22 protein-coding genes are annotated in these 26,308 nt (G+C 56.2%); 9 read left to right on the forward strand and 13 right to left on the reverse strand.

The genetic code is table 11. The annotated features are described in order from the left end of the window. The first annotated feature begins 321 nt into the window (after positions 1–321). The 6 genes from nifL to H650_RS02605 all read left to right on the forward strand — a co-directional run bounded on the left by nifL (position 322) and on the right by H650_RS02605 (position 8,699). The gene (nifL, locus tag H650_RS02580) at positions 322–1,809 is read left to right on the forward strand and encodes a nitrogen fixation negative regulator NifL (RefSeq protein WP_016496144.1); all 1,488 of its coding nucleotides are present in this window, start codon (positions 322–324) and stop codon (positions 1,807–1,809) included. After that, the gene (nifA, locus tag H650_RS02585; protein WP_016496145.1) at positions 1,806–3,380 is read left to right on the forward strand and encodes a nif-specific transcriptional activator NifA; all 1,575 of its coding nucleotides are present in this window, start codon (positions 1,806–1,808) and stop codon (positions 3,378–3,380) included. Before nifL ends, nifA begins: the two co-directional genes overlap by 4 nt. A gap of 146 nt (positions 3,381–3,526) precedes the next feature. Beyond that, on the forward strand, positions 3,527–4,921 hold the full coding sequence (gene nifB / locus H650_RS02590; RefSeq protein ID WP_016496146.1) for a nitrogenase cofactor biosynthesis protein NifB: 1,395 nt from the start codon (positions 3,527–3,529) through the stop codon (positions 4,919–4,921). Next, positions 4,918–5,430 (forward strand): nitrogen fixation protein NifQ, encoded by a 513-nt coding sequence (locus H650_RS02595; protein WP_016496147.1) that lies wholly within the window; start codon positions 4,918–4,920, stop codon positions 5,428–5,430. The genes nifB and H650_RS02595 overlap by 4 nt, the downstream gene beginning before the upstream one ends. A gap of 207 nt (positions 5,431–5,637) precedes the next feature. Then, entirely contained in the window at positions 5,638–6,876 is a 1,239-nt protein-coding gene (locus tag H650_RS02600; RefSeq protein WP_016496148.1) for an EAL and HDOD domain-containing protein, read from the forward strand. Positions 6,877–7,133: 257 nt separating this feature from the next. Beyond that, complete coding sequence (locus H650_RS02605; protein WP_016496149.1) at positions 7,134–8,699, forward strand: methyl-accepting chemotaxis protein; 1,566 nt, start codon at positions 7,134–7,136, stop codon at positions 8,697–8,699. Between the two features lie 44 nt (positions 8,700–8,743). On the opposite strand, the gene H650_RS02610 is transcribed toward H650_RS02605, so the two are convergent. Further along, positions 8,744–10,159 carry an aldehyde dehydrogenase family protein gene (locus H650_RS02610; protein ID WP_016496150.1) on the reverse strand — a complete coding sequence of 472 codons (1,416 nt, stop codon included), beginning with the start codon at positions 10,157–10,159 and terminating at the stop codon, positions 8,744–8,746. A 99-nt stretch (positions 10,160–10,258) separates the two neighbouring features. On the opposite strand from H650_RS02610, the gene H650_RS02615 reads away from it, so the two are divergent. Then, positions 10,259–11,149, forward strand: coding sequence for a LysR family transcriptional regulator (locus H650_RS02615; protein ID WP_016496151.1), 891 nt, complete (start codon positions 10,259–10,261; stop codon positions 11,147–11,149). Here the strand turns inward: H650_RS02615 and H650_RS02620 are convergent, their stop codons facing one another. Continuing rightward, the gene (locus H650_RS02620) at positions 11,150–11,629 is read right to left on the reverse strand and encodes a carboxymuconolactone decarboxylase family protein (RefSeq protein ID WP_016496152.1); all 480 of its coding nucleotides are present in this window, start codon (positions 11,627–11,629) and stop codon (positions 11,150–11,152) included. Between the two features lie 92 nt (positions 11,630–11,721). Between H650_RS02620 and pdxR the strand changes: the two genes are divergently transcribed. Next, the gene (gene pdxR / locus H650_RS02625; protein ID WP_016496153.1) at positions 11,722–13,140 is read left to right on the forward strand and encodes a MocR-like pyridoxine biosynthesis transcription factor PdxR; all 1,419 of its coding nucleotides are present in this window, start codon (positions 11,722–11,724) and stop codon (positions 13,138–13,140) included. A gap of 165 nt (positions 13,141–13,305) precedes the next feature. Here the strand turns inward: pdxR and H650_RS02630 are convergent, their stop codons facing one another. The 10 genes from H650_RS02630 to sad all read right to left on the reverse strand — a co-directional run bounded on the left by H650_RS02630 (position 13,306) and on the right by sad (position 24,883). Then, a complete protein-coding gene (locus H650_RS02630; RefSeq protein WP_044489362.1) occupies positions 13,306–14,220 on the reverse strand; it encodes a bestrophin family protein in 915 nt (304 codons plus the stop codon). Positions 14,221–14,510: 290 nt separating this feature from the next. Further along, the gene (locus H650_RS02635) at positions 14,511–15,962 is read right to left on the reverse strand and encodes a tagaturonate reductase (protein WP_016496155.1); all 1,452 of its coding nucleotides are present in this window, start codon (positions 15,960–15,962) and stop codon (positions 14,511–14,513) included. Between the two features lie 116 nt (positions 15,963–16,078). Beyond that, entirely contained in the window at positions 16,079–16,603 is a 525-nt protein-coding gene (locus tag H650_RS02640; RefSeq protein WP_016496156.1) for a GNAT family N-acetyltransferase, read from the reverse strand. 79 nt (positions 16,604–16,682) lie between these two features. Continuing rightward, on the reverse strand, positions 16,683–17,651 hold the full coding sequence (locus H650_RS02645; protein ID WP_016496157.1) for a GGDEF domain-containing protein: 969 nt from the start codon (positions 17,649–17,651) through the stop codon (positions 16,683–16,685). Positions 17,652–17,753: 102 nt separating this feature from the next. Next, the gene (locus tag H650_RS02650; RefSeq protein WP_016496158.1) at positions 17,754–18,746 is read right to left on the reverse strand and encodes a sensor domain-containing diguanylate cyclase; all 993 of its coding nucleotides are present in this window, start codon (positions 18,744–18,746) and stop codon (positions 17,754–17,756) included. Positions 18,747–18,936: 190 nt separating this feature from the next. Continuing rightward, the gene (locus H650_RS02655) at positions 18,937–20,379 is read right to left on the reverse strand and encodes a GGDEF domain-containing protein (protein ID WP_016496159.1); all 1,443 of its coding nucleotides are present in this window, start codon (positions 20,377–20,379) and stop codon (positions 18,937–18,939) included. Positions 20,380–20,450: 71 nt separating this feature from the next. Then, positions 20,451–20,813, reverse strand: coding sequence for a DUF4186 domain-containing protein (locus tag H650_RS02660; protein WP_016496160.1), 363 nt, complete (start codon positions 20,811–20,813; stop codon positions 20,451–20,453). Then, a complete protein-coding gene (gene glsB / locus H650_RS02665) occupies positions 20,813–21,739 on the reverse strand; it encodes a glutaminase B (RefSeq protein ID WP_016496161.1) in 927 nt (308 codons plus the stop codon). The genes H650_RS02660 and glsB overlap by 1 nt, the downstream gene beginning before the upstream one ends. Positions 21,740–21,804: 65 nt before the next feature. Then, a complete protein-coding gene (locus H650_RS02670; RefSeq protein ID WP_016496162.1) occupies positions 21,805–23,394 on the reverse strand; it encodes a methyl-accepting chemotaxis protein in 1,590 nt (529 codons plus the stop codon). A gap of 100 nt (positions 23,395–23,494) precedes the next feature. Beyond that, positions 23,495–24,883 (reverse strand): succinate-semialdehyde dehydrogenase, encoded by a 1,389-nt coding sequence (gene sad, locus H650_RS02675; RefSeq protein WP_016496163.1) that lies wholly within the window; start codon positions 24,881–24,883, stop codon positions 23,495–23,497. A gap of 104 nt (positions 24,884–24,987) precedes the next feature. Between sad and ptrR the strand changes: the two genes are divergently transcribed. Next, positions 24,988–25,866, forward strand: coding sequence for a putrescine utilization regulator PtrR (gene ptrR / locus H650_RS02680; RefSeq protein WP_016496164.1), 879 nt, complete (start codon positions 24,988–24,990; stop codon positions 25,864–25,866). On the opposite strand, the gene H650_RS02685 is transcribed toward ptrR, so the two are convergent. Further along, a complete protein-coding gene (locus H650_RS02685) occupies positions 25,820–26,299 on the reverse strand; it encodes a GNAT family N-acetyltransferase (RefSeq protein ID WP_016496165.1) in 480 nt (159 codons plus the stop codon). The two genes, ptrR and H650_RS02685, sit on opposite strands and share 47 nt — an antisense overlap. Between the last annotated feature and the right edge of the window lie 9 nt (positions 26,300–26,308).

The following is a 26,308-nucleotide window of genomic DNA, read 5'->3' on the forward strand; positions in this document are numbered from 1 at the left end:
CGGGAAATGCGGTGAACGTGTCTGATATTGCGAAGAGTGTGCCAGTTTTGGTAACGGGCAAAACCTGCACCACAATGGTTATTAATGCACCAGTCTGGCGCTTTTTTTCCTTCGACCTCCCCTCGCAGACGCCCGCCTGGCGCGGCTTTGGCGCTGATAGCGCGCTTAATACCGATCTGGATCAAGGTTTTGTCAGGTTAGCGGCCAAAAGGTGCACTCTTTGCATGGTTATACGTGCATGACATGTTGTCCGGGCGAAAGCCGCCAGGTGGCACAAATTGTCAGAACTACGACACAACTAACTGACCGCAGGAGTGTGCGATGACCCTGAATATGATGATGGATGCCAGCGCGCCCGAGGCAATCGCCGGTGCGCTTTCGCAACACCATCCTGGGCTGTTTTTTACCATCGTTGAAGAAGCGCCCGTCGCCATTTCGCTGACCGATGCCGACGCACGCATTGTCTATGCCAACCCGGCATTCTGCCGCCAGACCGGCTATGAGCTTGAGGAGTTGTTGCAGCAAAATCCCCGCCTGCTTGCAAGCCACCAAACCCCCAGGGAAATCTACCAGGATATGTGGCACACCTTATTACAACGCCGACCGTGGCGCGGGCAACTGATCAACCGCCACCGCGACGGCAGCCTGTATCTGGTCGAGATCGATATTACCCCGGTAATTAACCCGTTTGGCGAACTGGAACACTACCTGGCAATGCAGCGTGATATCAGCGCCAGCTACGCGCTGGAGCAGCGGTTGCGTAACCACATGACGCTGACCGAAGCGGTGCTGAATAACATTCCGGCGGCGGTGGTTGTGGTGGATGAACGCGATCATGTGGTGATGGATAACCTCGCCTACAAAACGTTCTGTGCCGACTGCGGCGGAAAAGAGCTCCTGAGCGAACTTAATTTTTCAGCCCGCAAAGCGGAGCTGGCGAACGGCCAGGTCTTACCGGTGGTGTTGCGCGGCGCGGTGCGCTGGTTGTCAGTTACCTGTTGGGCGCTGCCGGGCGTCAGCGAAGAAGCCAGTCGCTACTTTATTGATAACGCGCTGACGCGCACGCTGGTGGTCATCACCGACGACACCCAACAGCGCCAGCAGCAGGAACAGGGACGGCTTGATCGCCTTAAACAGCAGATGACCAGCGGCAAACTGCTGGCGGCGATCCGCGAAGCGCTGGACGCCGCGCTGATCCAGCTTAACTGCCCCATCAATATGCTGGCGGCGGCGCGGCGGTTAAACGGCAGTGATAACAACAACATGGCGCTGGACGCCGCGTGGCGCGAAGGTGAAGAGGCGATGGCGCGGCTGAAACGTTGCCGCCCGTCGCTGGAACTGGAAAGTGCGGCGGTCTGGCCGCTGCAACCCTTTTTTGACGATTTGCACGCGCTTTATCACACCCGCTTCGGCGAGGGTAAAAATTTGCAGGTCACGCTGGATTCCCATCATCTGGTGGGATTTGGACAGCGTACGCAACTGTTGGCCTGCCTGAGTTTGTGGCTCGATCGCACGCTGGATATTGCCGCCGGTCTGCGTGATTTTACCGCAGAAACAGAGATTTTCGCCCGCGAAGAAGAGGGCTGGCTCTCTTTGTATATTACTGACAATGTGCCGCTGATCCCGGTGCGCCATACCCACTCGCCGGATGCGCTTAACGCGCCGGGCAAAGGCATGGAGCTGCGCCTGATCCAGACGCTGGTGGCGCACCACCACGGCGCGATAGAACTCACTTCACGCCCGGAAGGCGGAAGCTGCCTGACCCTACGATTCCCGCTATTTCATTCACTGACCGGAGGTTCAAAATGACCCAGCGAACCGAGTCGGGTAATACCGTCTGGCGCTTCGATTTGTCCCAGCAGTTCACCGCGATGCAGCGGATAAGCGTGGTACTCAGCCGGGCGACCGAAGTCGAACAGACGCTCCAGCAAGTGCTGTGCGTATTGCACAATGACGCCTTTTTGCAGCACGGCATGATCTGTCTGTACGACAGCCAGCAGGCGATTTTGACTATTGAAGCGTTGCAGGAAGCCGATCAGCAGTTAATCCCCGGCAGCTCGCAAATTCGCTACCGTCCGGGCGAAGGGCTGGTCGGGACGGTGCTTTCACAGGGGCAATCATTAGTGCTGGCACGGGTTGCCGACGATCAGCGTTTTCTTGACCGGCTGGGACTGTATGATTACAACCTGCCGTTTATCGCCGTGCCGCTGATCGGGCCGGATGCGCAGACGTTTGGTGTGCTGACGGCGCAACCCATGGCGCGTTACGAAGAGCGGTTACCCGCCTGCACCCGCTTTCTGGAAACGGTTGCCAATCTGGTGGCGCAGACCGTGCGTTTGATGGCCCCACCGGCAGCGCGCCCTTCCCCGCGCGCCGCGATAACGCAGGCTGCCAGCCCGAAATCCTGCACTGCCTCACGCGCATTCGGCTTCGAGAATATGGTCGGTAACAGCCCGGCGATGCGCCAGACCATGGAGATTATCCGTCAGGTCTCGCGCTGGGACACCACCGTTCTGGTACGCGGCGAGAGCGGCACCGGTAAGGAACTGATTGCCAACGCCATTCACCATAATTCACCGCGCGCCAGTGCGCCGTTTGTGAAATTCAACTGTGCGGCGCTGCCGGACACACTGCTTGAAAGCGAATTGTTCGGTCATGAAAAAGGGGCCTTTACCGGTGCGGTACGCCAGCGTAAAGGCCGTTTTGAGCTGGCCGATGGCGGCACGCTGTTTCTTGACGAGATTGGCGAAAGTAGCGCTTCGTTTCAGGCTAAGCTGCTGCGCATCCTGCAGGAAGGCGAAATGGAACGCGTCGGCGGCGACGAGACACTGCAAGTCAATGTGCGCATTATCGCCGCGACGAACCGTAATCTGGAAGATGAAGTCCGGCTGGGGCACTTTCGCGAAGATCTCTATTACCGCCTGAATGTAATGCCCATCACCCTACCTCCGCTGCGGGAACGCCAGGAGGACATTGCCGAACTGGCGCACTTTCTGGTGCGCAAAATCGCCCACAACCAGAGCCGCACGCTGCGTATTAGCGAGGGCGCTATCCGCCTGCTGATGAGCTATAACTGGCCCGGTAATGTGCGTGAACTGGAAAACTGCCTTGAGCGCTCGGCGGTGATGTCGGAAAACGGTCTGATCGATCGGGACGTGATTTTGTTTAATCATCGCGACCAGCCAGCCAAACCGCCGGTTATCAGCGTCACGCACGACGATAACTGGCTCGATAACACCCTTGACGAGCGCCAGCGGTTGATTGCGGCGCTGGAAAAAGCAGGATGGGTACAGGCCAAAGCCGCGCGCTTGCTGGGAATGACGCCGCGCCAGGTCGCCTATCGCATTCAGACGATGGATATCACCCTGCCAAGGCTATAACAGCGGTTGTGGCATTCGGTACATTGTCAGCCAAATGCCACAAAACCGACAACCCGGAAAAATAAATACCACTATTTTTCAAAAAGTTGTAGCGGGAACAGGATTTGCAACCACCAGGAATAATTCCGTAAACGGAGGTACTTTCCATGATGTCCTGTTCATCCGCCGCTGGCGGTTCCCGGTGTCAGTCAACGCCGTCTGAACCGCTTTCCGATGCCATCGCCGGTAAAGTGGCGCTGCACCCGTGCTACTCGAAAAGCGGTCATCACCGTTTTGCGCGTATGCACTTACCGGTAGCCCCCGCCTGTAACCTGCAATGTAACTACTGCAATCGCAAATTTGATTGCAGTAACGAATCCCGGCCTGGCGTCTCATCCTCGCTCTTAACCCCCGAACAGGCGGTGGCGAAAGTACGGCAAGTTGCGGCGGCTATCCCGCAACTGTCGGTGGTTGGCATTGCCGGGCCCGGCGATCCACTGGCGAATATCGTACGTACCTTCACCACGCTGGAGATGGTGCGCGAACAGTTACCGGATATGAAATTGTGTCTCTCCACCAACGGCTTGATGCTGCCGGACGCCGTTGATCGGCTGGTCAGTCTCGGCGTCGATCACGTAACGGTGACCATCAATACGCTCGATCCGCAAATTGCCGCGCAGATCTACGCCTGGCTGTGGCTCGAGGGTGAACGGTACAGCGGACGCGAAGCGGGTGAAATATTAATAGCCCGTCAACTGGAGGGGGTTCGTCGCCTGACGGCGCAAGGTGTGCTGGTGAAAATCAACTCGGTGCTGATCCCCGGTATTAACGAGTTCGCGCTGGCCGATGTCAGCCGCGAACTGCGCGAAGCTGGTGCGTTTATCCATAACATTATGCCGCTGATAGCCCGCCCGGAACACGGCACGGTATTTGGCCTTAACGGCCAGGCCGAACCCGATGCAGAGATGGTCGCGCGCGTGCGCGAAAGCTGTGGCGAAGTGATGCCGCAAATGACCCACTGCCAGCAGTGCCGCGCGGATGCGATTGGTATGCTCGGCGAAGATCGCAGCCAGCAATTTGCCCTGCTACCCGTTGAATCCGCCCCGCAGCCGTGGTTGCCGACGCTGTTTCGCCGTGCGCAGCTTCACGCCAGTATCGTCACCAAAGGCGAATCCGATGATGCAGAGGCCTGTCTGGTGGCGGTGGCGTCAACGCATGGCGAGCTGATCGACTGCCATTTTGGTCATGCGGATCGCTTTCGTATTTACAGTTTATCAGCCGCGGGCGCTGTGCTGGTCAACGAGCGTTTCACACCGAAATATTGCCAGGGTTCGGATAATTGTGAGCCGCCGGAAAGCGACACAAGACTGGACACCGTGCTCGACTTGCTGGCCGATGTGAAAGCCGTTTTCTGCGCCCGCATTGGCTACGAACCGTGGCAAAAATTGCAATCGCGCGGCATTCAGCCCTGCGTTGATGATGCCTGGCAACCCATCGCTTCCTCGCTGTTACGCTGGTGGCAAACTGCGCCGACAAAGGGGCAAAACAAGGGGGTGGCATGATGCCCGTTGATGACTGGCTACGGCGCTTGTTGTGGCTTTACCTGCACGGTGAAGGTTGCTATCCGGAAAGAATGGGTTTAAGCGTGAGCGACTGGGAAAACCTGCAGGCGCGTTTCGCCCCGCCTGCGCCGGAAATGCCGGCGGACTGCCGTTTGCGGCAGAAGCTTATGAGCGAACTTAACGCCACGCGCGGCGCAGAGCGCGCAGAGCTGGCACAGTGGCTGGCGTGCCATATGTCGGCAGATGCCGCGCCGATGCAGCACATTATTGCCAGTGTCTCACTGGCTTTTAATCACCTGTGGCAGGATCTGGGACTTAGCTCGCGCGCGGAGCTGCGAGAGCTGATGAGCGATTGCTTCGCGCCTTTAGTTGAGATGAACAGCAACAATATGCGCTGGAAAAAGTTTTTCTACCGCCAGCGTTGTCTGCACAGCGAAGGCGAAGTGGTGTGCCGCTCGCCGAGTTGTGATGCCTGCTGCGAACGCCCGCTCTGTTTTGAGCCTTCGTAACGTAACCAGCCTGATATAGCGGGTAATCAGGCTTTTACTCCGCACTAAAACCCGCGTCGCCTGTACACTTACCGCTTTGCTGTCCTATCCTTTCACAATAAAAGTCAAATATTTTGCCGCAGTCACACGGTTCCGGTAGCCAGGGTGTTAATGTTGCTTATATATTTGGAAAACTTATACAAAAGTACACGGTGTGCGAGGTGGCGAATGTATTCTTTTGTGGCCAGACAGGCGATTTTTGATAAGCAATTGAACACCGTCGGTTACGAACTCCTCTTTCGGAACAGCATGGATAACCGCTTCCCCGATATCTCTGCGGAACAGGCCACCACGCAGTTAATCGAAGAGCAGTTCCTCAGCGCGCCGGTGGGCCGGAAGAGCGACAACAGTACGGTTTACGTCAATTTTCCCTACCAGTTGCTGGTCGAAGGTCTCGCGGAAACGCTGCCGGTAAACCGCGTGGTGATTGAAATTCTGGAAGACGCCGAACCGGATCTCAAACTGCTGGAAACCGTCAAACGGATGCACGCGCTGGGTTTTCGCATTGCGCTCGATGATTTCGAACCCGGAAATCAGTGGGAAGCCTTTATGCCCTATGTCAACGTGATTAAATTTGACATAAGAAGAAGCCCGCGCGAAAAAATTAGCGACTATATTCTCGCCAATCGGGAATTATTGCGCCATGCGGTTTTTCTGGCCGAAAAAGTGGAAACCTACGAAGAGTTTGAGACCTTTAAAAAATTAGGTTTTCATCTTTTCCAGGGGTATTTTTTCAGCAAACCGGTGGTGACTAAACGAAATAAACTGGCGCAAAACCGTGCATTTGCTCTGAAGCTGATGCAGGAAGTTAACGTTGAATCACCCAATTTAAACAAAATTGAAGATCTGCTGAAACGCGATGTTTCTCTCTCGTTTAAAATTATGCGTTATGCGCAAAACATTTTATATAACACGCGCGGTATTAGCGGTTTTCGCAATCAATCGCTGCGCGACATCGTGGTCTACCTTGGCATCAGTGAAATGCGCCGTTTTGTGCTGGTGGCGTGTCTGACCTCCTTCGAGGATGTCACCAACACTGAAATTTATTACCTGAGCCTGATCCGCGCCAAGTTTTGCGAATTGGTGGCGGCACGTACGTCGTCCAATAACATCTCTAATGATGCCTTTATGGCAGGGCTCTTCTCGCTGCTGGATGTGATCCTCGGGCTACCGCTGGAAGAGCTGATGGCGCAGATCGCCGTCTCGCCGGAAGTGGCTAAAGCGCTTGAGGCCAACAGCGGCGAACTCTACCCCTACGTGCGGCTGGCGCGCCTGTACGAGCAGCGGATGTGGGATGAGGCCAGCGACGTGGCGCATGAAATTGGCTTACCCAATTCGGCCATTTCAGAGCTGATGAACCAGGCCACAAAATGGGCGGACGAACTGCCGATAACTATTTCCCATTAATTTTTCTGCGCACTGAGTACGGTGCGCAGAAAATAAACTTCAGCACAAAGATACCATTTGAAACAATATTTCACTTCATTGAATTATTATTCTCCAACCTTTTTAACAACCGCCCTTCCCTTAATCTAAATTAAAAATCCGATGTGTGCTATTGCACAAAAATCATAGCAATGTGTGATAGAGATCAGATAAATAGATCAATTTTTCCTAAAATATTGCCGTTATTAATATTACCTTTCTTTACTTAGTTGTGGATTATGAAAAAAATTGCGCAGGCCACTGTATTAACCAAATTGCTCATCGGCTTCTCCATCCTGATTGTGATGATGTTGTTGCTGGGCGTTGTTTCTATTTATCAACTTAACAGCACCAATAAAAATATAGACCAGTTCCGCGAAAGCAGAATGCCAGGCGTTCGTTATACCCTTGAAATGCGAGGCGTCTTAGCTGAAATGCGCCTGCAACAGGTGCAGTATATTGCTTCCACCACGCCGGCGTCGCTGGATCAACATCGCGGCGAATTGCTGCAAAACCAGGCAACCTTCCTGAATGCTCAGCAGCAGTACGCAAAAATCTCGGCCAATGAGCCGCAAGAAATGCGCGCCCTGTTCGCGACTGTGGTGGATAACTTTAAAAACTTTGTTGATGTAAACGCCAAAGTGATCGACGCCATGAATCGTGGCGATGCGGCGGAAGCGGCCAAAATTAGCGGCGCGGTATCAGCAAAATATCGTACCCAGTTGATGAAAGATCTGGCGACGCTGGTGGATATGGAAGTCGCCATTGGTGATAAAGCCGGGGAAGATTCTCAGGCCGGTTACCGCCAGGCACTTTATCTGCTGAGCGGCTTGCTGCTGCTGGCCCTGATTGCCACCGGCGTGATTGCGCTGTTTATCTCGCGTAATCTCTCCCGCCAGCTCGGTGGCGAACCGGCCTATGCGATGTCGATTATGAAGGCGGTCGCTGACGGTAAACTGGGCACCCAGGTTGCGCTGCGCGAGGGCGACAGCGAAAGCCTGCTGGCGACCATTCATTTAATGAACAATAAACTGGCGGAAATCATCACCGGTATTATCGACGGCAGCGAATCGATTTCCCATGCCGCAGGCGAAATTGCCGAAGGCAACAACGATTTGTCACAGCGTACCGAAGAACAAGCGGCCTCGCTGGTGCAAACCTCGTCGAACATGCAGCAAATCACCGAGAACGTGAAGAGTAACGCGGAAAACGCCCGTAAAGCGAGCGATCTGGCGCGCCAGACGTCACAAACGGCAGTTAAAGGCGGTAAAGAGGTGCATGACATGCTGAAACGCATGCATGAAATCTCTGACAGCTCGCAGAAAATTGTCGATATCATTTCGGTGATTGAAGGCATCGCCTTCCAGACCAATATTCTGGCGCTGAACGCTGCCGTTGAAGCCGCACGTGCTGGCGAGCAGGGTAAAGGTTTTGCCGTGGTGGCCGGTGAAGTGCGCAACCTGGCGCAGAAAAGTGCCGAGGCGGCGAAAGAGATCAAACAGCTGATTGAAGGCACCGTTGAGAAAATTACCGACGGTTCCCGCTACGCCGATACCGCCAGCCGCGCGATGGAAGAGATTGTCAGCTCGGTTAACAAAGTGACGGATATTGTTGCTGAGATCTCCGCTGCCTCTACCGAGCAACATCAGGGGATCAAAGAGATTAGCGTGGCGATTGACCAGATGGACCAGGTGACCCAGCAGAACGCCACGCTGGTGGAACAAGCGGCGGTTGCCGCTCAGTCGATGACCGAACAGAGCGAGATGCTGCGCGACTCCGTGCGCTTCTTCCAGCTGGCGCGTTAATCGCAACCCGTGCCACTCGCTTCGGGTGGCACGGCGTTTACTTGCTACATAACAATACTTTTCGGCTCCATAAAGGCCGCCAGTCCCCAGCGCCCCATTTCACGTCCGATCCCCGAGTGTTTAAACCCGCCAAATGGCGCGGCAGCCTCGTGCGCCAGGGTATTGACCAACACGCGCCCGGCGGCGATTTGCCCGGCAACACGGCGTGCGCGTTCGGGATCGCGACCCAGCACCAGCGCGCTCAGGCCATAATCGGTGTCGTTGGCGATAGCGATCGCTTCGGCGTCATCCCGATAGGCGATCACCGATAACACCGGGCCAAATATCTCTTCGCGCGCAATACGCATGCTGTTTTTGACCTCGCTAAACAGCGTTGGCCGCACCGACCAGCCGCGCTCACACCCGGCTGCGCGCCCTTCTCCACCCACTAACAGGCGCGCGCCTTCCTGCTGGCCAAGGCGGATATAGGACTGCACGCGTTGCCACTGTTTTTCGCTGACCATCGGGCCAACTTCCGTGGCGGGATCGCGCGGATCGCCCGATTTAACCGCCGCGACCGCCTGCGCCAGCGCTGCTTCACACTCGGCTTTGCGCGATGCGGGCACCAGAATGCGTGTTCCCGCGACACACGCCTGACCGCTATTCATAAATCCGGCCTGGATCGCCAGCGGCACGGCGTCGGCTAAATCGGCATCCTCCAGAATAATGGTCGGGGACTTGCCGCCCAGTTCCAGCGTGACACGTTTAAACGTCTCTGCCGCGTTACGTAAAATGGCTTTGCCCGTCGCTGTCGAGCCGGTAAAAGAGATTTTCGCCACGTCCGGATGACGGCTGAACACCTCGCCCACCACCTCGCCACGCCCGGTAACAATATTGAACACGCCCGGTGGCAGTTGCGCCTCATGTAACGCCTGGGTGACGATGTGGGTTTGCAGCGCGCTCATCTCACTCGGCTTGATAACCGCCGTGCAGCCAGCAGCGAGCGCTGCCGCCAGCTTGCCGCAGATAAATCCGGCATCGCTGTTCCACGGCGTAATTAACCCGGCGACGCCGAGCGGGGTCATCACTACACGCGCCTGGCCCACTACGGATTCGAACTCAAACGCTTTCAGCGCGTCGATCGCCGCCTCGATCACCGAGACCGGATAATGCGCCATCCAGCTGGCGCGCGACGCCGGCGCGCCATACTCCTCGACAATTGCCTGCAACAACGCGGGCTGGCAGGCCTCCATCGCATCGCGCATACGCATCAGGGCGGCGATTCGCTCATCGCGGCTGGTTTGCGACCAGCCAGGAAACGCCGCTTTTGCCGCCGCAATAGCGTTCAGCGCGTCGGCCTCATTTCCAAGCCGCACCTGGCCGGTGACTTCGCCGGTTGCCGGGTTAAACAGGTCGAAACGTTCTGTACCTTGTGGCGTGACCCATTCGCCATTAATTGAGATCTGTTCAATCGCATGCATAACCACCTCCTGTTCACAATGAAGCCAGTGTGACACGCCTTTATCGCGCTGATAATCCACGCTATGCTGCAAGGGTTGTTGCGAAATTCGGGATAATCTATGCATCGTTCAGGTTTGATTGAGCTGGAAGTGGTGATGGCGGTGATGCGTCGGGGCAGTTTTCGCGCCGCCGCGCAGGAGCTGGGAATGTCACCAACGGCGGTGAGTAACGCCATTGCCGGGCTGGAGAGTCGCCTGGCGATTCGGCTGTTTCACCGCACCACCCGCAGCGTGGCGCTGACCGAAGCCGGGCAGCGGTTTGTTGCGCGTATTGGCCCCGCGCTGCGTGAAATCCAGCACGCGCACGAGGAGATCCACAGCGTGGCGGATGAGCCTTCCGGCACGTTGCGCCTGAATGTCCCGCTAGCCGTCGGGCAACTGTTCCTGGATGATCTGCTGGTGCGTTTTCTGGCGCGCTACCCGCAGATGCGCATGGAGGTCGCCACTGAAGCGAAGATGATCGACATTGTGGCCGACGGTTACGATGCCGGGATCCGCCTGGCGGAGTCCATCCCACAGGATATGATTGCCGTGCCGCTCACGCCGGATATCCGCATGCGCGTGGTGGCAACACCAGCGTGGTTTGCCGCGCACGGTACGCCGCAAACGCCGGATGATTTACGCCAGCACCAGGGGATTTGCATGCGCATGTCCAGCGGCGGAAATTACCGCTGGGAGCTGGCGCACCACGGCGAGCGCATAGCGGTTGCCGTTCCGCCACGGCTGTCGACCACCGATCTGTTTACCTCGATTGCCGCCGTGCGCGCGGGGCTGGGCGTGGGCTTTCTGCCGGGGTTTTACATTGAAGAGGATTTGCGTAACGGGACGCTGGTCAGCGTGCTGGATGAGTGGACACAGCCCTTTAAAGGGCTGTGTTTGTACTATCCCGGACACCGCCACATCCCTGTGGGGTTGCAGGCGTTTATTGCCTTTATCCGGGCGGAGCGTTAACTACTCGAGGTGCGCGCGATCAAGCCCGTAGGCTTTATCCAGCGCGCCCGGTAAGGTTTGCGACAGCACCATCAGACGGTTCCAGCTGTTGATAATGGCAATGGAAAACGCCAGCTCGGAAAGTTCCACTTCGCTGAAATGCTCCCGCGCCTCGCGGTACAGCTCATCAGGCACGCCATGCGCATCAAGTTTGGTCAGCGCTTCACACAGCGCCAGCGCGGCTTTCTCTTTGGCGGTAAACAGCGGCGATTCACGCCAGATAGCCACGTGGTAAATGCGCAGTTCGCGCTCACCGTGCAGTTTCGCCTGTTTTACATGCATATCCAGGCAGAATGCGCAGCTGTTGAGCTGCGAGGCGCGGATATCGACCAGATTTTTAATACCAATATCCAGGCTGCTGGCGTGCGACGCCTGGCTTGCATCGCCGAGGGTTTTAATTAATGCCGGAACAGTCTGGAACAGATTTACGCGATTGCTCATCGTCTTTAGCCTCGTTTATGGATTCAACAGCCGTTATAGTACGCGTTTATGCCATAGTAAAAAGATGCAAAAACCGCAAATAGAGGTAGGACATGAAGCCGGGTTATAAAGCCATTTACGAGCAGTATCGGCGCAGCATTGCCAGCGGGTTGTTGAAACCGGGTGATAAAGTGCCTTCGGTACGTGTGCTGGCCAGTGAATTAGGCGTGGCGCGCAAAACGGTGGAAACGGCCTGGGCGATTCTGATCGGTGAAGGCTATCTGGTAAGCCAGGGCGCGCGCGGCACGCGGGTCAATCCGGATTTGGTACTGAGCGAACCGCCCACCCCGGACATTACGCCTCAGGCAGCAGACGCGCCACCAGGCATTGCGGATGTACTGCGCGATCGCCCCGGTTTTTTGCGCCCCGGTATTCCGTCTCTGGATGCCTTTCCCTACAAAAAATGGCTACTGTTGTGCGGCAAAGCGGTGCGATCGATGTCGCCAATGGAGATGACCAACCCGCCGCTGCTGGGTTATACGCCGCTGCGCGAAGCGATTGCGCATTATGTGAATGTGTCGCGCGGTTTATCCTGCACGGCCGATCAGATTTTCATCACCAGCGGGTACAGCAACAACCTGCGGCTGATCCTCAATGCGCTTACCACGACACGCGATAAAGTGCTGTTTGAAGATCCCGGTTACTATTTTGGTACCCAGGCGCTGAAACGCGCCGCCAATAATCTGCACTTTGTCCCGGTGGACAGCCAGGGCCTGAATGTCGACTATTTGCAGCAATACCACCGCGATGCGCAGCTGGTTTTTGTGACACCGTCACATCATAGCCCACTGGCGGTAACCCTTTCGCTACCGCGCAAGCAGCAATTACTGGCCTGGGCCAGCCAGCATAATCGCTGGATTATCGAAGATGATTACGACGGTGAGTTTCACTACACCCGCAAAGTGCTTCCGGCATTAAAAAGTCTCGATATCGATGATCGGGTTATCTATATGGGCACTTTCAGTAAGACGGTGATGCCTGCGCTGCGCATCAGCTACATTGTGATGCCACGCGCGACGCTTGCCGCGTTTCGTGAAACGGCGGAACTCACCGAAAGCGGCCAGCCGGTGCTGACGCAGAAAATCCTCGCGGCGTTTCTCGGCGAAGGTCACTTTTATAAGCATTTAAAAAAGATGCGCACGCTCTATTCGCAACGCAGAAAATATGTGCTGGACGCTCTGGAGCAGGTTTATCCAGGGCTTTTTACCGTGGAAGTGAGCGATGGCGGGATGCATGTCATCGCGTTTTTACGCACCAGCACGCAGGATATCGCGCTGGCGGACATCTGGCAGCGGCACCAGTTGCAGGTTAGTCCGCTCTCGCGCTGGTATAACACCTCCGCCAAACGCTACGGCGTGATTATCGGTTATACCAATGTACGTTCAGCGGAGGAAGCGCTGGCGCTATTGCAGCGCCCGGCTGAGGAGACACGGGCGCTGCTGGCGGCAAATGATGTTAAGGCAAGTTACTGACGAAGGAGAGATCCCACGCCGTGGCGAGAAGTGAGAAGCTGACCAGCAGGGTCAACGCTAATGAGATAGTTCTGTCGGACTTTTCCATCGCACGTCCCTCTCTGTTGTGGGTTTCGCTATCAGACTGAAAAAATCGTAAAGATCGATGACTCTCCACAGCAAAGTTTAGGTTAATTGATAATTTTTGCCTGGTGTCATTTTGTGCGGAAGTACATCGGCATCCACCATTTGCAGTAAATCAATCTCGATGGCGTTGCTGATAGCGTCCAGCGGCAGGTCGTTATCCTCTTCGCCAAACGGGTCTTCCAGCTCTTCTGCCAGCGTGTCCAGCGAAATAAAGGTGTAGGAAATCAGCACCGAAATAAACGGGGTCATAAAGTGCAAATCCACCACCAGCGCGAACGGCAGCATGATGCAGAACAGGTACACGGTGCGATGCAGGATCAACGAATAGGCAAACGGCAACGGCGTGGTGAAAATGCGCTCGCAGCCAGAAAGCACGGCGGACATATCATGCAGCCGCTGATTGATGCTGCTGAATAAAACATCCGAAAGTGCGCCCTGCGCCCGGCGTTCGCCTAACCATTCGCCCATTAACAGCAGAATACGGTTGGCCGGTGAGTGCGCGTTCAGCACGTTATGCAGATCGTTTGGACTCAGGTATTTCGCCAGCACGTCGCCTTGTGGCTTGCGGCGCAACGTCATGCGCAGAGAGTGCGCGAAGGCGATTTGCAACTGAATAAAGTGCCGTAATCCCTCATCGTCTGGCAGTGTGGTTTTCACTTCACGCAGCAGCGAACGCGAGGCGATCATCAACTGTCCCCACAACATCCTTGCTTCGCTGTAGCGGGCAAAACAGGCGTTGTTACGAAAACCTAAAAAGATAGCGATAGCGACACCGAGAATGCTGAACGGCGCGACGGTCAGCTTGATACCCAGCGAGGTGTACCACGGCAGCATCCAGATCACCGCAATGGAGAGCAGGAAATTCATCAGCAAACGCGACGTGATTTTTGGCAGTACGGAACCGTGCCAGACGAAAAGACGGGGAAGCCAGTGTTGTTGAGGTCGAACGATCATCTTGAATTGTGTGCATAAGGGAGAGCGGCACTATTAAACGTGATCGCAATCACAGTTGCAAGTTTGATAATAAATTGTGACGAAAAGTTGTCCTTTCCGACGATGGCTGGCGCAGAAGTTGCTGAAACCTGTTATACAACTATTTAATAGTATGTTGTAACTAATTAATGACAAGCACACTATTCCGACGCCGTTACTTCTCTTGCCGCTCGCGGTTGCACCGTTAGCCGTTATTAAAAAAAGAAAAACCCGGCCGGAGCCGGGTTGGACATTGATTTAATTAAGTGCAATTAGCACAGCGGTTTAACCGCATCGCGCATGCCGCGCAGCAGGATAGCATCCAGATCCAGCGAAACCTGCTCCACCAGCCCCGTAACTTTACTCAGATCCTGTTCCCAGTGATCGCTTACGGACAGCACCGCTTTTACCAGTTCGCTGGTGCTGATCTGGCGATCGCCATGCTGGCTCCACAACTGCTGGTAGCGCTCGATCCAGTGCGCGTCGTCCTGCACCGGATACGCCTGCCCGTTACGCTCACCGCGATAGAACGCAATCAACGCTGCCAGCGCAAAAGTCAGGCGCGCTGGCAGTTTGCCATGGGCTTTTTGCCCTGCCAGCAATTGCGGCAGAATACGGGTGCGGAATTTGGTCATGCCGTTCAGGGCAATCGACAGCAACTGGTGTTTGATGTACGGGTTACGGAAACGCCCGGTCACCGCACTGGCGAAAGATTCCAGCTCATCGCGCGGCAGATCCAGCACCGGAATAATCTCTTCGTAAATCGCTTTTTCCACGAACGCACAGATTTCGCTGTCGTTCATCGCCTCGCCCACGGTGTCCAGCCCCGCCTGATACGCCACCGGCACCAGGGCCGTGTGCGCACCGTTGAGGATCGCCACTTTACGCTCTTTATACGGTTTAATATCGTCAACAATCAGCACGTTGAGCGGGAATTTATCGAGACGCAGTTCAGACGCCAGCGATTTCGGCCCCTGAATCACAAACAGATAGAAGTGCTCAGCGGTATCAAGGAACGAATCCTGGTAGCCCAGCTCCGCTTCCAGTTTCGCCACTTCATCACGCGGGTAACCGGTAACGATCCGGTCAACCAGCGTGGAACAGAAGGTGTTGGCGTTATCCAGCCACCGGGTAAACTCCGCACCCAGCGCCCACTCCTGCGCATAACGCAGCACCAGCTCGCGCAGCGCGTCACCGTTGTAATCAATCAATTCACAAGGAATGATCACCCAGCCTTTATCCGCCGCGCCAGAGAAGTGGGTGAAACGTTCGAACAGCAGGCGCGTCAGTTTCGCCGGGTAGCTAACGGCCGGGGCATCTGCAAATTTATCGCCCGCGTGGTAGCTGATGCCCGCTTCCGTGGTGTTTGAAAAAACAAAGCGGATATCCGGGTTATGGGCGAGTTTCAGGAAATCGTCGTACTGGGAATAGACGCTGATTTCACGGTTCACAGAACGGATCAGACGCGCATCGCTCACCGCTTCGCCCTGCTCGTTCAGACCGCGAATAATGGTGGTATACAGACCATCCTGAGTGCTCAGGGACGGCGGGAAATCACTTTGGATCGGGCGAACAACCACCACACCGGCGTTCAGGTCGGTGTGCTCGTTCAGCAGATCGATTTGCCAGTCGACAAAAGCGCGCAAAAAATTCCCTTCGCCGAACTGAATAATACGTTCAGGGTATTCAGCGCCGGGAAAGTTGCGACGGTTTAATGTGTTCACAGTGGGTTCCTTTTTTGATTAGTCATACAACCTGGGAAGATTGGTGTAATAACTTACCAGACTTTTAGACCATGAAACCCTGTTTTGATCAAAATGGGATGTCTTATTGGCGCGGATTATAAGAACTTGTAAAAAATTGTCGTCGCCGTCACATTTCCGTCCGGCATCAGCGCAAAGCGCGGAATTTCACCCACCCGCTGCCAGCCGCATTGCAGGTAAAAATGTTCCGCCCCGCTGCCGGTGGAAGTATCCAGCACCAGCACGGTTTTGCCGTGCGCCAGCGCCTCACGTTCCAGCGCATCCATCAGACGACGCGCCAGCCCCTGACGGCGGGCTTTTTCATGCACCAGTAACTTTGACACATCGGCGCGATGCGACTGGTTTTCAGGTTGTTCCAGCACCACCTGCACGGTGCCAACAATTTCCCCTGTATCGTCTTGCGCCACCAGCACAATGCGTTCCCCGCGCGCGGCACTTGCGGCGACGCCGGACCAGAATTGCAGGGATTTCTCACGCGAAAGCGGATGCATAAAACTGACGGAAGCCCCGCCGGAAACGCAGTTTTCCAGCACGTCACAAAGGGAAGGAAGATGTGATGCGAGCGCTTCGCCCGCCAGCGAATGGATATGATAAGTGGTCATTTTTATTCCTTAAAAACAACCACTATCAGCTTTACAACTTATTAACACAAGCCCGGCAAACATAGGTTTTTGTGATGCTTCAGCGGCCGCGTTGGTTGCGCTCTTTCATGGCATACATCTGTTGATCTGCCGCCTTCATCCACGGCTTCAGCTCGCCGCAGCCATTGTGATCAAACTCGCTGATCCCCCAGGAAAACGCCAGTTGCCACGGTTTACCAGAGGTCTGATTCCACGCCTCAACCTGTTCTACCAGATGCTGCATCGCAATCCATGCGCCCTGCTCATCGGTATCGGAAAAGAGGATCGCGAATTCATCGCCGCCGTAGCGCACCCGCAGATCCGCTTCACGAAGGCTGGCGCTCATTACCGATGCCATCGCTTTCAGCGCTTCATCACCCTCAGCATGACCCCAGGTGTCGTTAATCGTTTTGAAATTGTCGAGATCGATCCACGCCAGCGTTAACGGTTCCGCGCGACGACGCGCGCCCACAATGGCGAACTTCGCCAGGTTTTCAAAACCACGGCGGTTAAATAAACCGGTCAGCTCGTCGGTGGTCGCCGCGCTCATCACCGCAAACTCGTCTTCAACGATCATGGCGAAATCTTTCAGGTAGTCCCGCTCAGCGTCCGTGAACTGCCGTGCGGTGCTATCTACCAGGCAGAATGCGCCAACCACCGCACCGTCCGGCAAACGTAATGGATACCCGGCATAGAAACGGATGTTCATCTCCCCGGTGACCAGCGGATTATCGGCAAAACGATCATCTCCGTGGGTATCCGGAATAATCAACGGTTCGGTATGCAAAATGGTGTGACCACAAAAGGTGATCTTACGCGGAAGCGGTTCGCGCACAGTACCTGAGGTGGATTTGAAGAAAAGCATCTCTTCATCAACCAGCGTGATCAGCGCCGCGCGGACATCGAACATGCGCTTAGCCAGCCGGGTAAGCCGGTCAAGACGCTCGGTTACGCCGGTTTCCAGAAGCCCGGAGTCGCGCAGCGACGCCAGCCGTTGTTCCTCATCTGCAGGAATAGCAGGTATTTTCATAAAGGGCCGTTTCCATTCTCAGGCTGTTAATGCGCAACACTATAAAAAGTGTCGTTAATTTCACGGCATACAGCATAAAGCGTAGCTTATTCGCTACGTTTGTCAGTGCGAGTAGATCTGGTTTTTTCCCAGCCGTTTAGCCTGGTAAAGCGCGTCGTCTGCGGCTTTTAACCAGTCGGTAACACTGTGCATTTCCGGTAGCGCGCTGGCGATACCGATGCTCAACGTACATTTGAACGCATGCTCCTGCATCACTGTCATTACCGCAGCCGCATCCATGATCCGGGTTGCCACCGCATACGCCTCTTCGGCTGGCGTATCGGGCAATAAAATCACAAATTCATCGCCACCGAGGCGCGCGGGCGTGTCCGTTGTGCGGGTGGCAATATGCAAAATTTTCGACACGGTGACCAGTAATGCATCGCCAATTTTATGACCAAAGCGGTCATTCACCTCTTTAAAATTATCAATATCGATAAACATCAACGAGGAGTGGCGCGGCGTCACGTGCAGTTTTTCCAGCTCGTACTGGATCCGTTTTTCCAGCAGGCGGCGATTGGCGATATCAAGCAAAGGATCCATCATCGCAATACGCTCAAGCTCGCGGCTTTTTATCCGCAGTCTGACGGCAATGCTGTCGGTAAGTGCGCTAAGCGCCAGGATATAGATGCCGATGAGCGGCAACGTAGCGAACATCGTCCGCTGTGTCACCTGCAACTCCAGCGGTAAACCGAGCGCCAGCCAGGTAAGTAAGAACGCCGCAAGCATGGCCAGTGCTGCTTTACGCATCAGCACAAACCCGCCCGCCGATAAGCGGTCAGAGAGCAAAATGGTGGCAATCACCACCGAAGGCAGCGGGTTGACCGCCATTAGCGCAATCCAGAACCCGCCTGCGCCAGCGTCAAAGACCAGGTGTTGATGTTCAATTCGCAGCGGCATCTGCGCGTTGCGTGCGCGCAAAAACGCGACGGTAGGCCATAAAAAGGCATTGGCGCACAGCAACGCCACGCTCCATAAGGGGCGCTGCAGTTCAAGAAGGACGGAAAGAATGGGGAAAAAGCAGAGTAGCGTTCCCAGCATACGCATCAGGTACATCCGCCTGGCAAAACGCCTGCCTGGGATCCGCTCGTGTTTATTCAAATTATCCGATCCGCTCATAACGCGATGATTCCGCTACGTATACGCAATAATAGTATTGACGATAAAAATTAGTAGCAAGCAATTTAATAAGTTATCGATATTAATTGCCGCTATCGTCATCACCCGCTGCGACACGGGCGGGAAATTATCCGCCAATAGCGCTTCCCGCCATTTCCGGCGCGTTATGTTGAGCATCTGTCGTGCAGTTACGCCCGCGTTTTTTCGAGCGGTAGAGATTTTCATCCGCCACCGCCAGGAGCGCATTGAACGTTGCCGTTAATTGCCCGGCATCGGCTTTACCATGGCTGATACCAATACTGACGGTTAAATGCAGCGTCTGTTGCTGCCAGTTAAACGGATACTGCGCCACTTTTTCGCGCAGCGTTTCCGCCAGGTGTTTACCTTCACTGGCGTCCTGCGTTGTCGCCACGACAGCGAACTCCTCCCCGCCCATGCGGGCGAGCACACCGCGCGTGCCCAGCGCCTGCTGTACTTTTCGCGCAAAGGAGGTCAGCACCCGGTCGCCACATTCGTGGCCGTAGCTGTCATTGACACTTTTGAAGTAATCAATATCCAGCAACATCACGGTGATGTGTTTGTCGGCAAAGCGTTTTGCGTCGCGGTTTAACACCTCATACAAACCCGAGCGCGAGTAAACGCGGGTCAGGAAATCGAAATCGGCGCGCAGGGAAACCTGGCGCATCAGGCGGTTTATCGCCTCAACACTGACCGAGACAATCACCGGGCAAATGGCCATGGTGGCAATCCCCAGGCGCGCGGAAAACATATGCGGGATCTGCAGCGGTGAACTGACGAAAATATTGATATGGCCGCTGGCGACAAGGATTATCTCCAGCCCGCCGGTCAGCAGCGTCACCAGACATGTCAGCGGCAGCGAGTAACGCACCGCACACCAGATCAGCGCCGGGAGCGGAAACGCCAGGCTGCCTGCGCCGCCAATCGCGACCGAGGCGACAATCGATACGCCAACGGCAAGCACCGGCATTACATTGCGCATCTCGATGTTCAGCGGTTTACGCGGCCAGCTCATGGTCAGCATACAGGGCAGGATCAGCACGCCTGTTGAGAACTGCTCGCCAAACCAGTCGGCCAGCAGCAGGCCAAACCCCTGACCATTGATCCCCACGGAGCCCAGCGCGCCAAAAAACGCACACAGCAGCGCGGCAAGCAGACAGTAGCCAAAGAGTTTCAGCGCGTTAACCGGCTCCGGCGCTTTGGTCATCTGGTTACGTTCAAGCCCGATAAGCTGCGCCATGGTGATAATAAACACCATATTGGAGAAGTTGATAATCAGCGACGCCATACCCCAGGACGTGGTGATGGCGTCATACACCAGCATGGCAACATAGCTAATCAGGTAGTAATGCCAGCGCTGCAACCAGGCATAACGCGCGAAAACACCGGCCATCACCGCATTAAGCGGCCAGAAGAGGGAAAGCTCTTCGACCAGGCGCATCATCGCGCCCAGCAAATAAAACAGCGTTGTCAGGATAAACACCATGACCGCATTGGTGTACGGCGTCTCTTTCCGAAAAGGACGGAAAGGGGATGAAAAAAGTGCACGCATCAAATCTCAATCCATATCACTAACGTTGGCTATCGGCCCGCAACACGCGGCGCTGGCTTACACGGCGCTTATCAGCGCGGCGCATTCATCTGCATTACCAGCCACTGGTAAATCACCGCAACAATGTAGTGTTGTTGCGATTCAGTTAGCGCCTGACCATGCGGGATGTTGTGCCACTTTTCCAGACATCCCCGACAGCAGGTAGCCGTGGCATGCTGAGCGATAAATACCGGGTGGCCGCGCATCGGCGTCTGTTTGCCATCATTTTGTGGGTACGCTGGCGCAAGGCGTTTAGCAACGAAATCCGCCGCGTGGGAAGCAATCACTTCCGCACCTTTATCCAGACAGTACTGGCGCTCTTTCACCCCGAGGCGAAAACGCGAACGGAATGTTGACCGTCCCAGCCGGGCAAACAACGGCGCGAAATCATTCATCAATAGACCGATCTCCCCAGTTTTCGCGTTAACGCTTCCAGCACCGCAACACCAGCCAGTGAGTTGCCCGCTTCATCCAGCTCCGGGCTCCAGACCGCAATTGCCATCTCATGCGGCACAATGGCGACGATCCCGCCGCCGACGCCGGATTTCGCCGGTAAGCCGACGCGCCAGGCAAACTCCCCGGCGTTCTGGTACATGCCGCTGGTCGCCATCAGGGCATTAATCTGCCGCGCCTGCATCGGCGTCACCACCGGCGCCACCTGCTGGGCGCTGTGTCCGCCATCGGCGAGGAATAAAAAAGTGCGCGACAATTCGGCACAGCTCATTTTGAGCGCGCAATAGTGGAAGTAGTTCTGTAACACGGTGGCGACATCGTTATGAAAATTACCGAAGGACTTCATCAGCCAGGCAATGGCCATATTGCGGGCGGAGTGCTCGAATTCAGATCGCGCGACCATGCTGTCGTAGGCAATATCCGGCGCGGCGCAGAGTTTGCGCACAATTTCCAGCATGCGCTGGCGCGGCGCGCTAAGGCGGCTTTGCAGCATATCGCACACCACCAGCGCCCCGGCATTGATAAAGGGATTACGCGGCTTGCCCTGCTCGATTTCAAGCTGTAACAAGGAGTTAAACGGTTGACCGGAGGGATCTTTGCCCACCCGCTGCCAGATCTCCTCTTCCGCGTAGTGGTTCATCGCCACCACCAGACTCAGCACTTTGGAAATTGATTGAATTGAGAAACGCTCGTCGGCATCGCCCGCCTGGAAGTGTTCGCCCTGCACGGTGCTGATGGCAATGCCCAATTTGTTGCCGCTCACCGACGCCAGCGCCGGAATATAATCCGCAACCTTGCCGCGCCCCAACAGCGGGCGTACCTCAGCAAGCACCGCCTCCAGTACGCCGTTATCCATCACCGTTGCCACTCTGACTCCTTGCTACCCACAGGCCAAAAATGGCCTGCGAGTATAACAGAGGCGAATACGTTGCGTCAGGCAGGAAGTCGAAAACGCGCAACCGCTTGCATCAACTGATGAGAATCGTTGTGCAATTTTTCCGACGCTTCGGTGGCCGTCGAGACCAGTTCCCCGGTGCGGCGGGCAACGTTGTTAAGCGAGTGCAGGCGGCGCGTCATTTTGTGAATGCTGTCGCCCTGGCTGAGGGTGGCGGCAGAAATTTCGCTCAGTACGCCGCTTAAATGCCCGACCAGCCCGGTGACCTGCTGCAGGTTATCCTCAAGGCGGCTCACCGCCTGGGTGCCGTCGTTGATGCCCTGTAAGGAGTGATTGATCAATTGCTGAATGGTTTGCGTGGAGTGGCTGCTCTTGCGCGCCAGCAGCCCCACTTCTTTCGCCACCACCGCGAAGCCGCGACCGTGGTTGCCGGCATGCGCCGCTTCAATCGCCGCGTTCAGCGCCAGAATATTGGTCTGGAAAGCGACACCATCAATCATCGCTACAATGTTGCGCATCTCCGCCGAACGCTCGACAATCTCGCGCATTGATTGATTCACCGTATCCATCATTCGATCGCCACCAGCGGCCACTTCCCGCGCCTCATCGGCTTGTTTGCGCGCCTGCTCAGCAAAACCGGTATTACCTTCCACATGGGATTCCAGCGTGGCGATATGCTCGGTCACATCCGCCAATTCCTGCGCCTGTTTCGCCGACTGCTGATACAGCGACTGGTTGTCCTCAGCGAGGCGGCGAATGGTATCGACCATCGACGAGGTGGCGTCGCTGACTTGCATCACCAGTTGCTGCAACCCTTGCTGCATGGTGCCGATGCTGAGGCCGAGCTGGTCAACTTCTCGGTTAAAGCGTTTCACCGGCGGAAGCGGTGTACCCAGATCGCCTGCCGCCAGGATATTGATATGTGCTATCAGGCTGCGCAGCGGGGTAATTACCCAGCGCGACATGGCAAACCAGACCAGCACCGCAATCACCACCAGCAGCGCTGGCACCAGCACAAACACATGCTGTAATTGCGCAAGGTTCGCCATCAGCGCCTGGCGTCCCTGCTCGGCGCGCGCTTCGCTGGCCTGCTGGAAACGGGCATAGTTGTCATTGAAATCAGCCTGGAACGCCTGCGCCGGCACGGCGAAGAAGGCGTCAATCGACTGGGTTTTCACCAGCCCGTCGGCCTGCTCTTTTAACGCGCCGTAGAAAAGCTGATAGCTGTTAATCAGCGCCTCATCTCTAGGCGGGTTGAGCGCCAGCCACGCTTGCCAGGCCTTTTGCGAGGTCTCCAGGGCCTTATGGGTTTCATCCATCAGGCTGTGCCAGCTCCCTTCCGAGCCGGTTTCTTTATCCTGCATAAAATAGACGCCCGCCCGGTTGAGCAGATCGCTTGCCGTCAGGAGCGCAATGCGCGCTTCATCGACCCGAACCTGTTGCAGGTGCGCTTGCTGGTTGAGTTGCTCATTATGCTGGGCGTTATGGAGTGACGCGGAAAGGACAAACGAGGAGGCGATTTGCAGGGCCGAAAACAAGCCAATAATGCAGAAAATCCCGGCGAGCAAACCAAACTGTCGTGGAGAAACACGCCGCAAAATACGGCGGAAAATTTGCTTTAAGTTCATGATATTCTTCTATAACCACAAAGTTGCCGTGAGTCTACAAAAGGATCATGACAGGTCCATGACAGCCAGCAATGACGCGCCCCGCCGGGGCGCGTTTAGCTTACAGACGATCTTTCCACACCGTCTGGATATTGCAAAACTCATGCAGACCGAAGTGGGAAAGCTCGCGGCCAAAACCACTTTTTTTCACGCCGCCAAAGGCCACGCGGGCATCGCTGGCGCTGTAGCCGTTGATAAACACACCGCCGCACTCAAGCTGTTCGGCAAAACGTTGCGCCTGCGCAGGATCGGCGGTAAAGACGGTAGCCGACAAGCCGAAATCACTGTTGTTTGCCAACGCCAGCGCATGCTGTGCATCACGTGCGGTCGAGATAGCGGCGACCGGGCCAAACAGCTCCTGGCGAAACGCGGTCATCTCTGGTGTCACACCGCTCAGTACGGTGGCCGGGTAGTAATTCCCCTCACCCGCCAGTTTCTCACCGCCCAGCAGCAACGTTGCGCCCTCGTTGATACTGGCTTCGACCTGCGCATGCAGCTCGTCACGCAGATCAAAGCGCGCCATCGGCCCGAGATAATGCTCTTCTTCGTCCGGTGCGCCCTGCTTTAACGCGGCGGCGGCGGCAACAAATTTCTCCGTAAAGGCCTGCGCAATGCCCTCTTCGACGATAAAACGTTTGGCGGCGGCGCAGACCTGTCCGGTGTTCTGGTAACGCCCTGCTACCGCGGCCTTCACCGCCAGTTCAAGATCCGCATCGTTGAGCACAATAAAGGGATCAGAACCACCGAGTTCAAGGACGCATTTTTTCAGCGCCGCCCCGGCCTGCGCACCAATAGCCGCTCCCGCACGCACGCTGCCGGTCACGGTAATGGCGGCGATGCGCGGATCGTTAATCGCCTGGCTCACACCGTCATTGGTGGCATTCACCCAGCCAAAAACACCCTGCGGAACGCCGGCCTCAGCGAAGATCTCACCTATTAACGCCGCGCAACCCAGCACGTTTGGCGCATGTTTAAGCAGGTAGCTGTTGCCCGCCAACAGGATCGGTACCGCACCGCGCAGCACCTGCCACAGTGGGAAGTTCCATGGCATCACCGCCAGAATCGGTCCCAGCGGGCGGTACTCAATGGTTGCCCGCTGCTGTTCGACCTGCGTCGGCTCACTGCCAAGCATCGCCGGACCATGATCCGCGTACCAGTCACACAGCGCGGCTGATTTATTCACTTCCGCGCGCGCCTGCAAAATCGGTTTGCCCATCTCCTGGCGGATCATCTGCGCCATCTCTTCCCCGCGTTTGCGCAGCGCATCGCCGAGGCGACGTAAGGTTTGCGCACGTTCGCTGAGCGGCAACAGCCGCCACTGGCGATAACCGCTGGTAGCCAGTTCAATTGCCGTATCGACCTCTTCACGGCTGGCCCAGGGGGTTGCGCGCAGGGTTTCACCGGTGGCCGGGTTGATGGAAAGCGCGTGCGTGATTGAGGAAACAGGCATAAATACTCCGCTAAATGTGTTCAGGACTTGCGCAAGGATGACGCAATTTGTTATTTCTGAAAACTGAATAATATTAACCACTCTGTTCACAAAGAGAGAATGGCATGGACTTAACCCAGCTTGAGATGTTTAACGCCGTGGCGCAGACCGGCAGCATTACCCAGGCGGCGCAGAAGGTGCACCGCGTGCCGTCGAACCTGACGACGCGCATTCGCCAGCTGGAGTCCGATCTCGGCGTGGATCTGTTTATCCGCGAAAACCAGCGCCTGCGCCTTTCTCCCGCCGGGCACAGTTTTTTGCGCTACAGCCAGCAGATCCTCGCGCTGGTCGATGAAGCGCGGATGGTGGTCGCCGGTGATGAACCGCAAGGGCTGTTCTCGCTCGGCGCGCTGGAAAGCACCGCTGCGGTGCGCATTCCGGCGACGCTGGCGCAGTACAACCAGCGCTATCCGCGCATTCAGTTCGACCTCGCCACCGGCCCTTCCGGCACCATGATCGATGGTGTGCTGGAGGGGCGGCTAAGCGCGGCGTTTGTTGACGGCCCGATTATGCATCCCGGCCTGGAAGGCATTCCGGTTTACCGCGAAGAGATGATGATCGTCGCGCCTGTCGGCCATGAGGTGATTACCCATGCGGCTCAGGTAAACGGCGCCAGCATTTACGCGTTTCGCGCCAACTGCTCCTACCGCCGCCATTTTGAAAGCTGGTTTCACGCCGATCGCGCCACACCCGGTAAAATTCACGAGATGGAGTCTTACCACGGCATGCTGGCATGCGTGATTGCCGGAGCGGGCCTGGCGCTGATCCCGCGCAGTATGCTGGAAAGCATGCCCGGTCATCACCAGGTGGAAGCCTGGCCGCTGGCGGAGAACTGGCGCTGGCTCACCACCTGGCTGGTGTGGCGGCGCGGCGCGAAAACCCGCCATCTGGAGGCGTTTATTGCCCTGCTGAATGCGGCTCCGCAACCAGCGACTTCTGCATAAAAATACTCAGCGGATCGGCGCTGTACGGCGCGAAAGGCTCACATATTTGGTAACCGCAGCGCTGATACAGTTTCACTGCCGCGTGCTGTTCAATGCCGGTTTCCAGCCGCAAGGTATGACACGATTTCCCGGCGGCTGCCTGCTCCAGCGCCGCGAGCAATTTTTCCCCCAACCGCTGGCCGCGATGGCGGGGATCGATAAACACCCGTTTCATCTCGCCGCTGCCGTCGTGGTTGAGCACCACTGCGCCGCAGCCGACGGCCTCGTCGTGATGCACAATTTTGCGCAAAATCAGCGTTCCGGCAGGTAATGCCGCGAGATCAAGCAGATGGTTACTCTCTGCCGGGTAAAGTGCGCTCTGGTAGGCGTCCAGAGCAGCGATCAGCGCAATCAGATCCGGTTGCGTGGCCGCGGCATCAACAATGCGGTACATAGCAGGCTC

Origin of the sequence: Enterobacter sp. R4-368 (genome assembly GCF_000410515.1) — a bacterium.
Lineage (GTDB): Bacteria > Pseudomonadota > Gammaproteobacteria > Enterobacterales > Enterobacteriaceae > Kosakonia.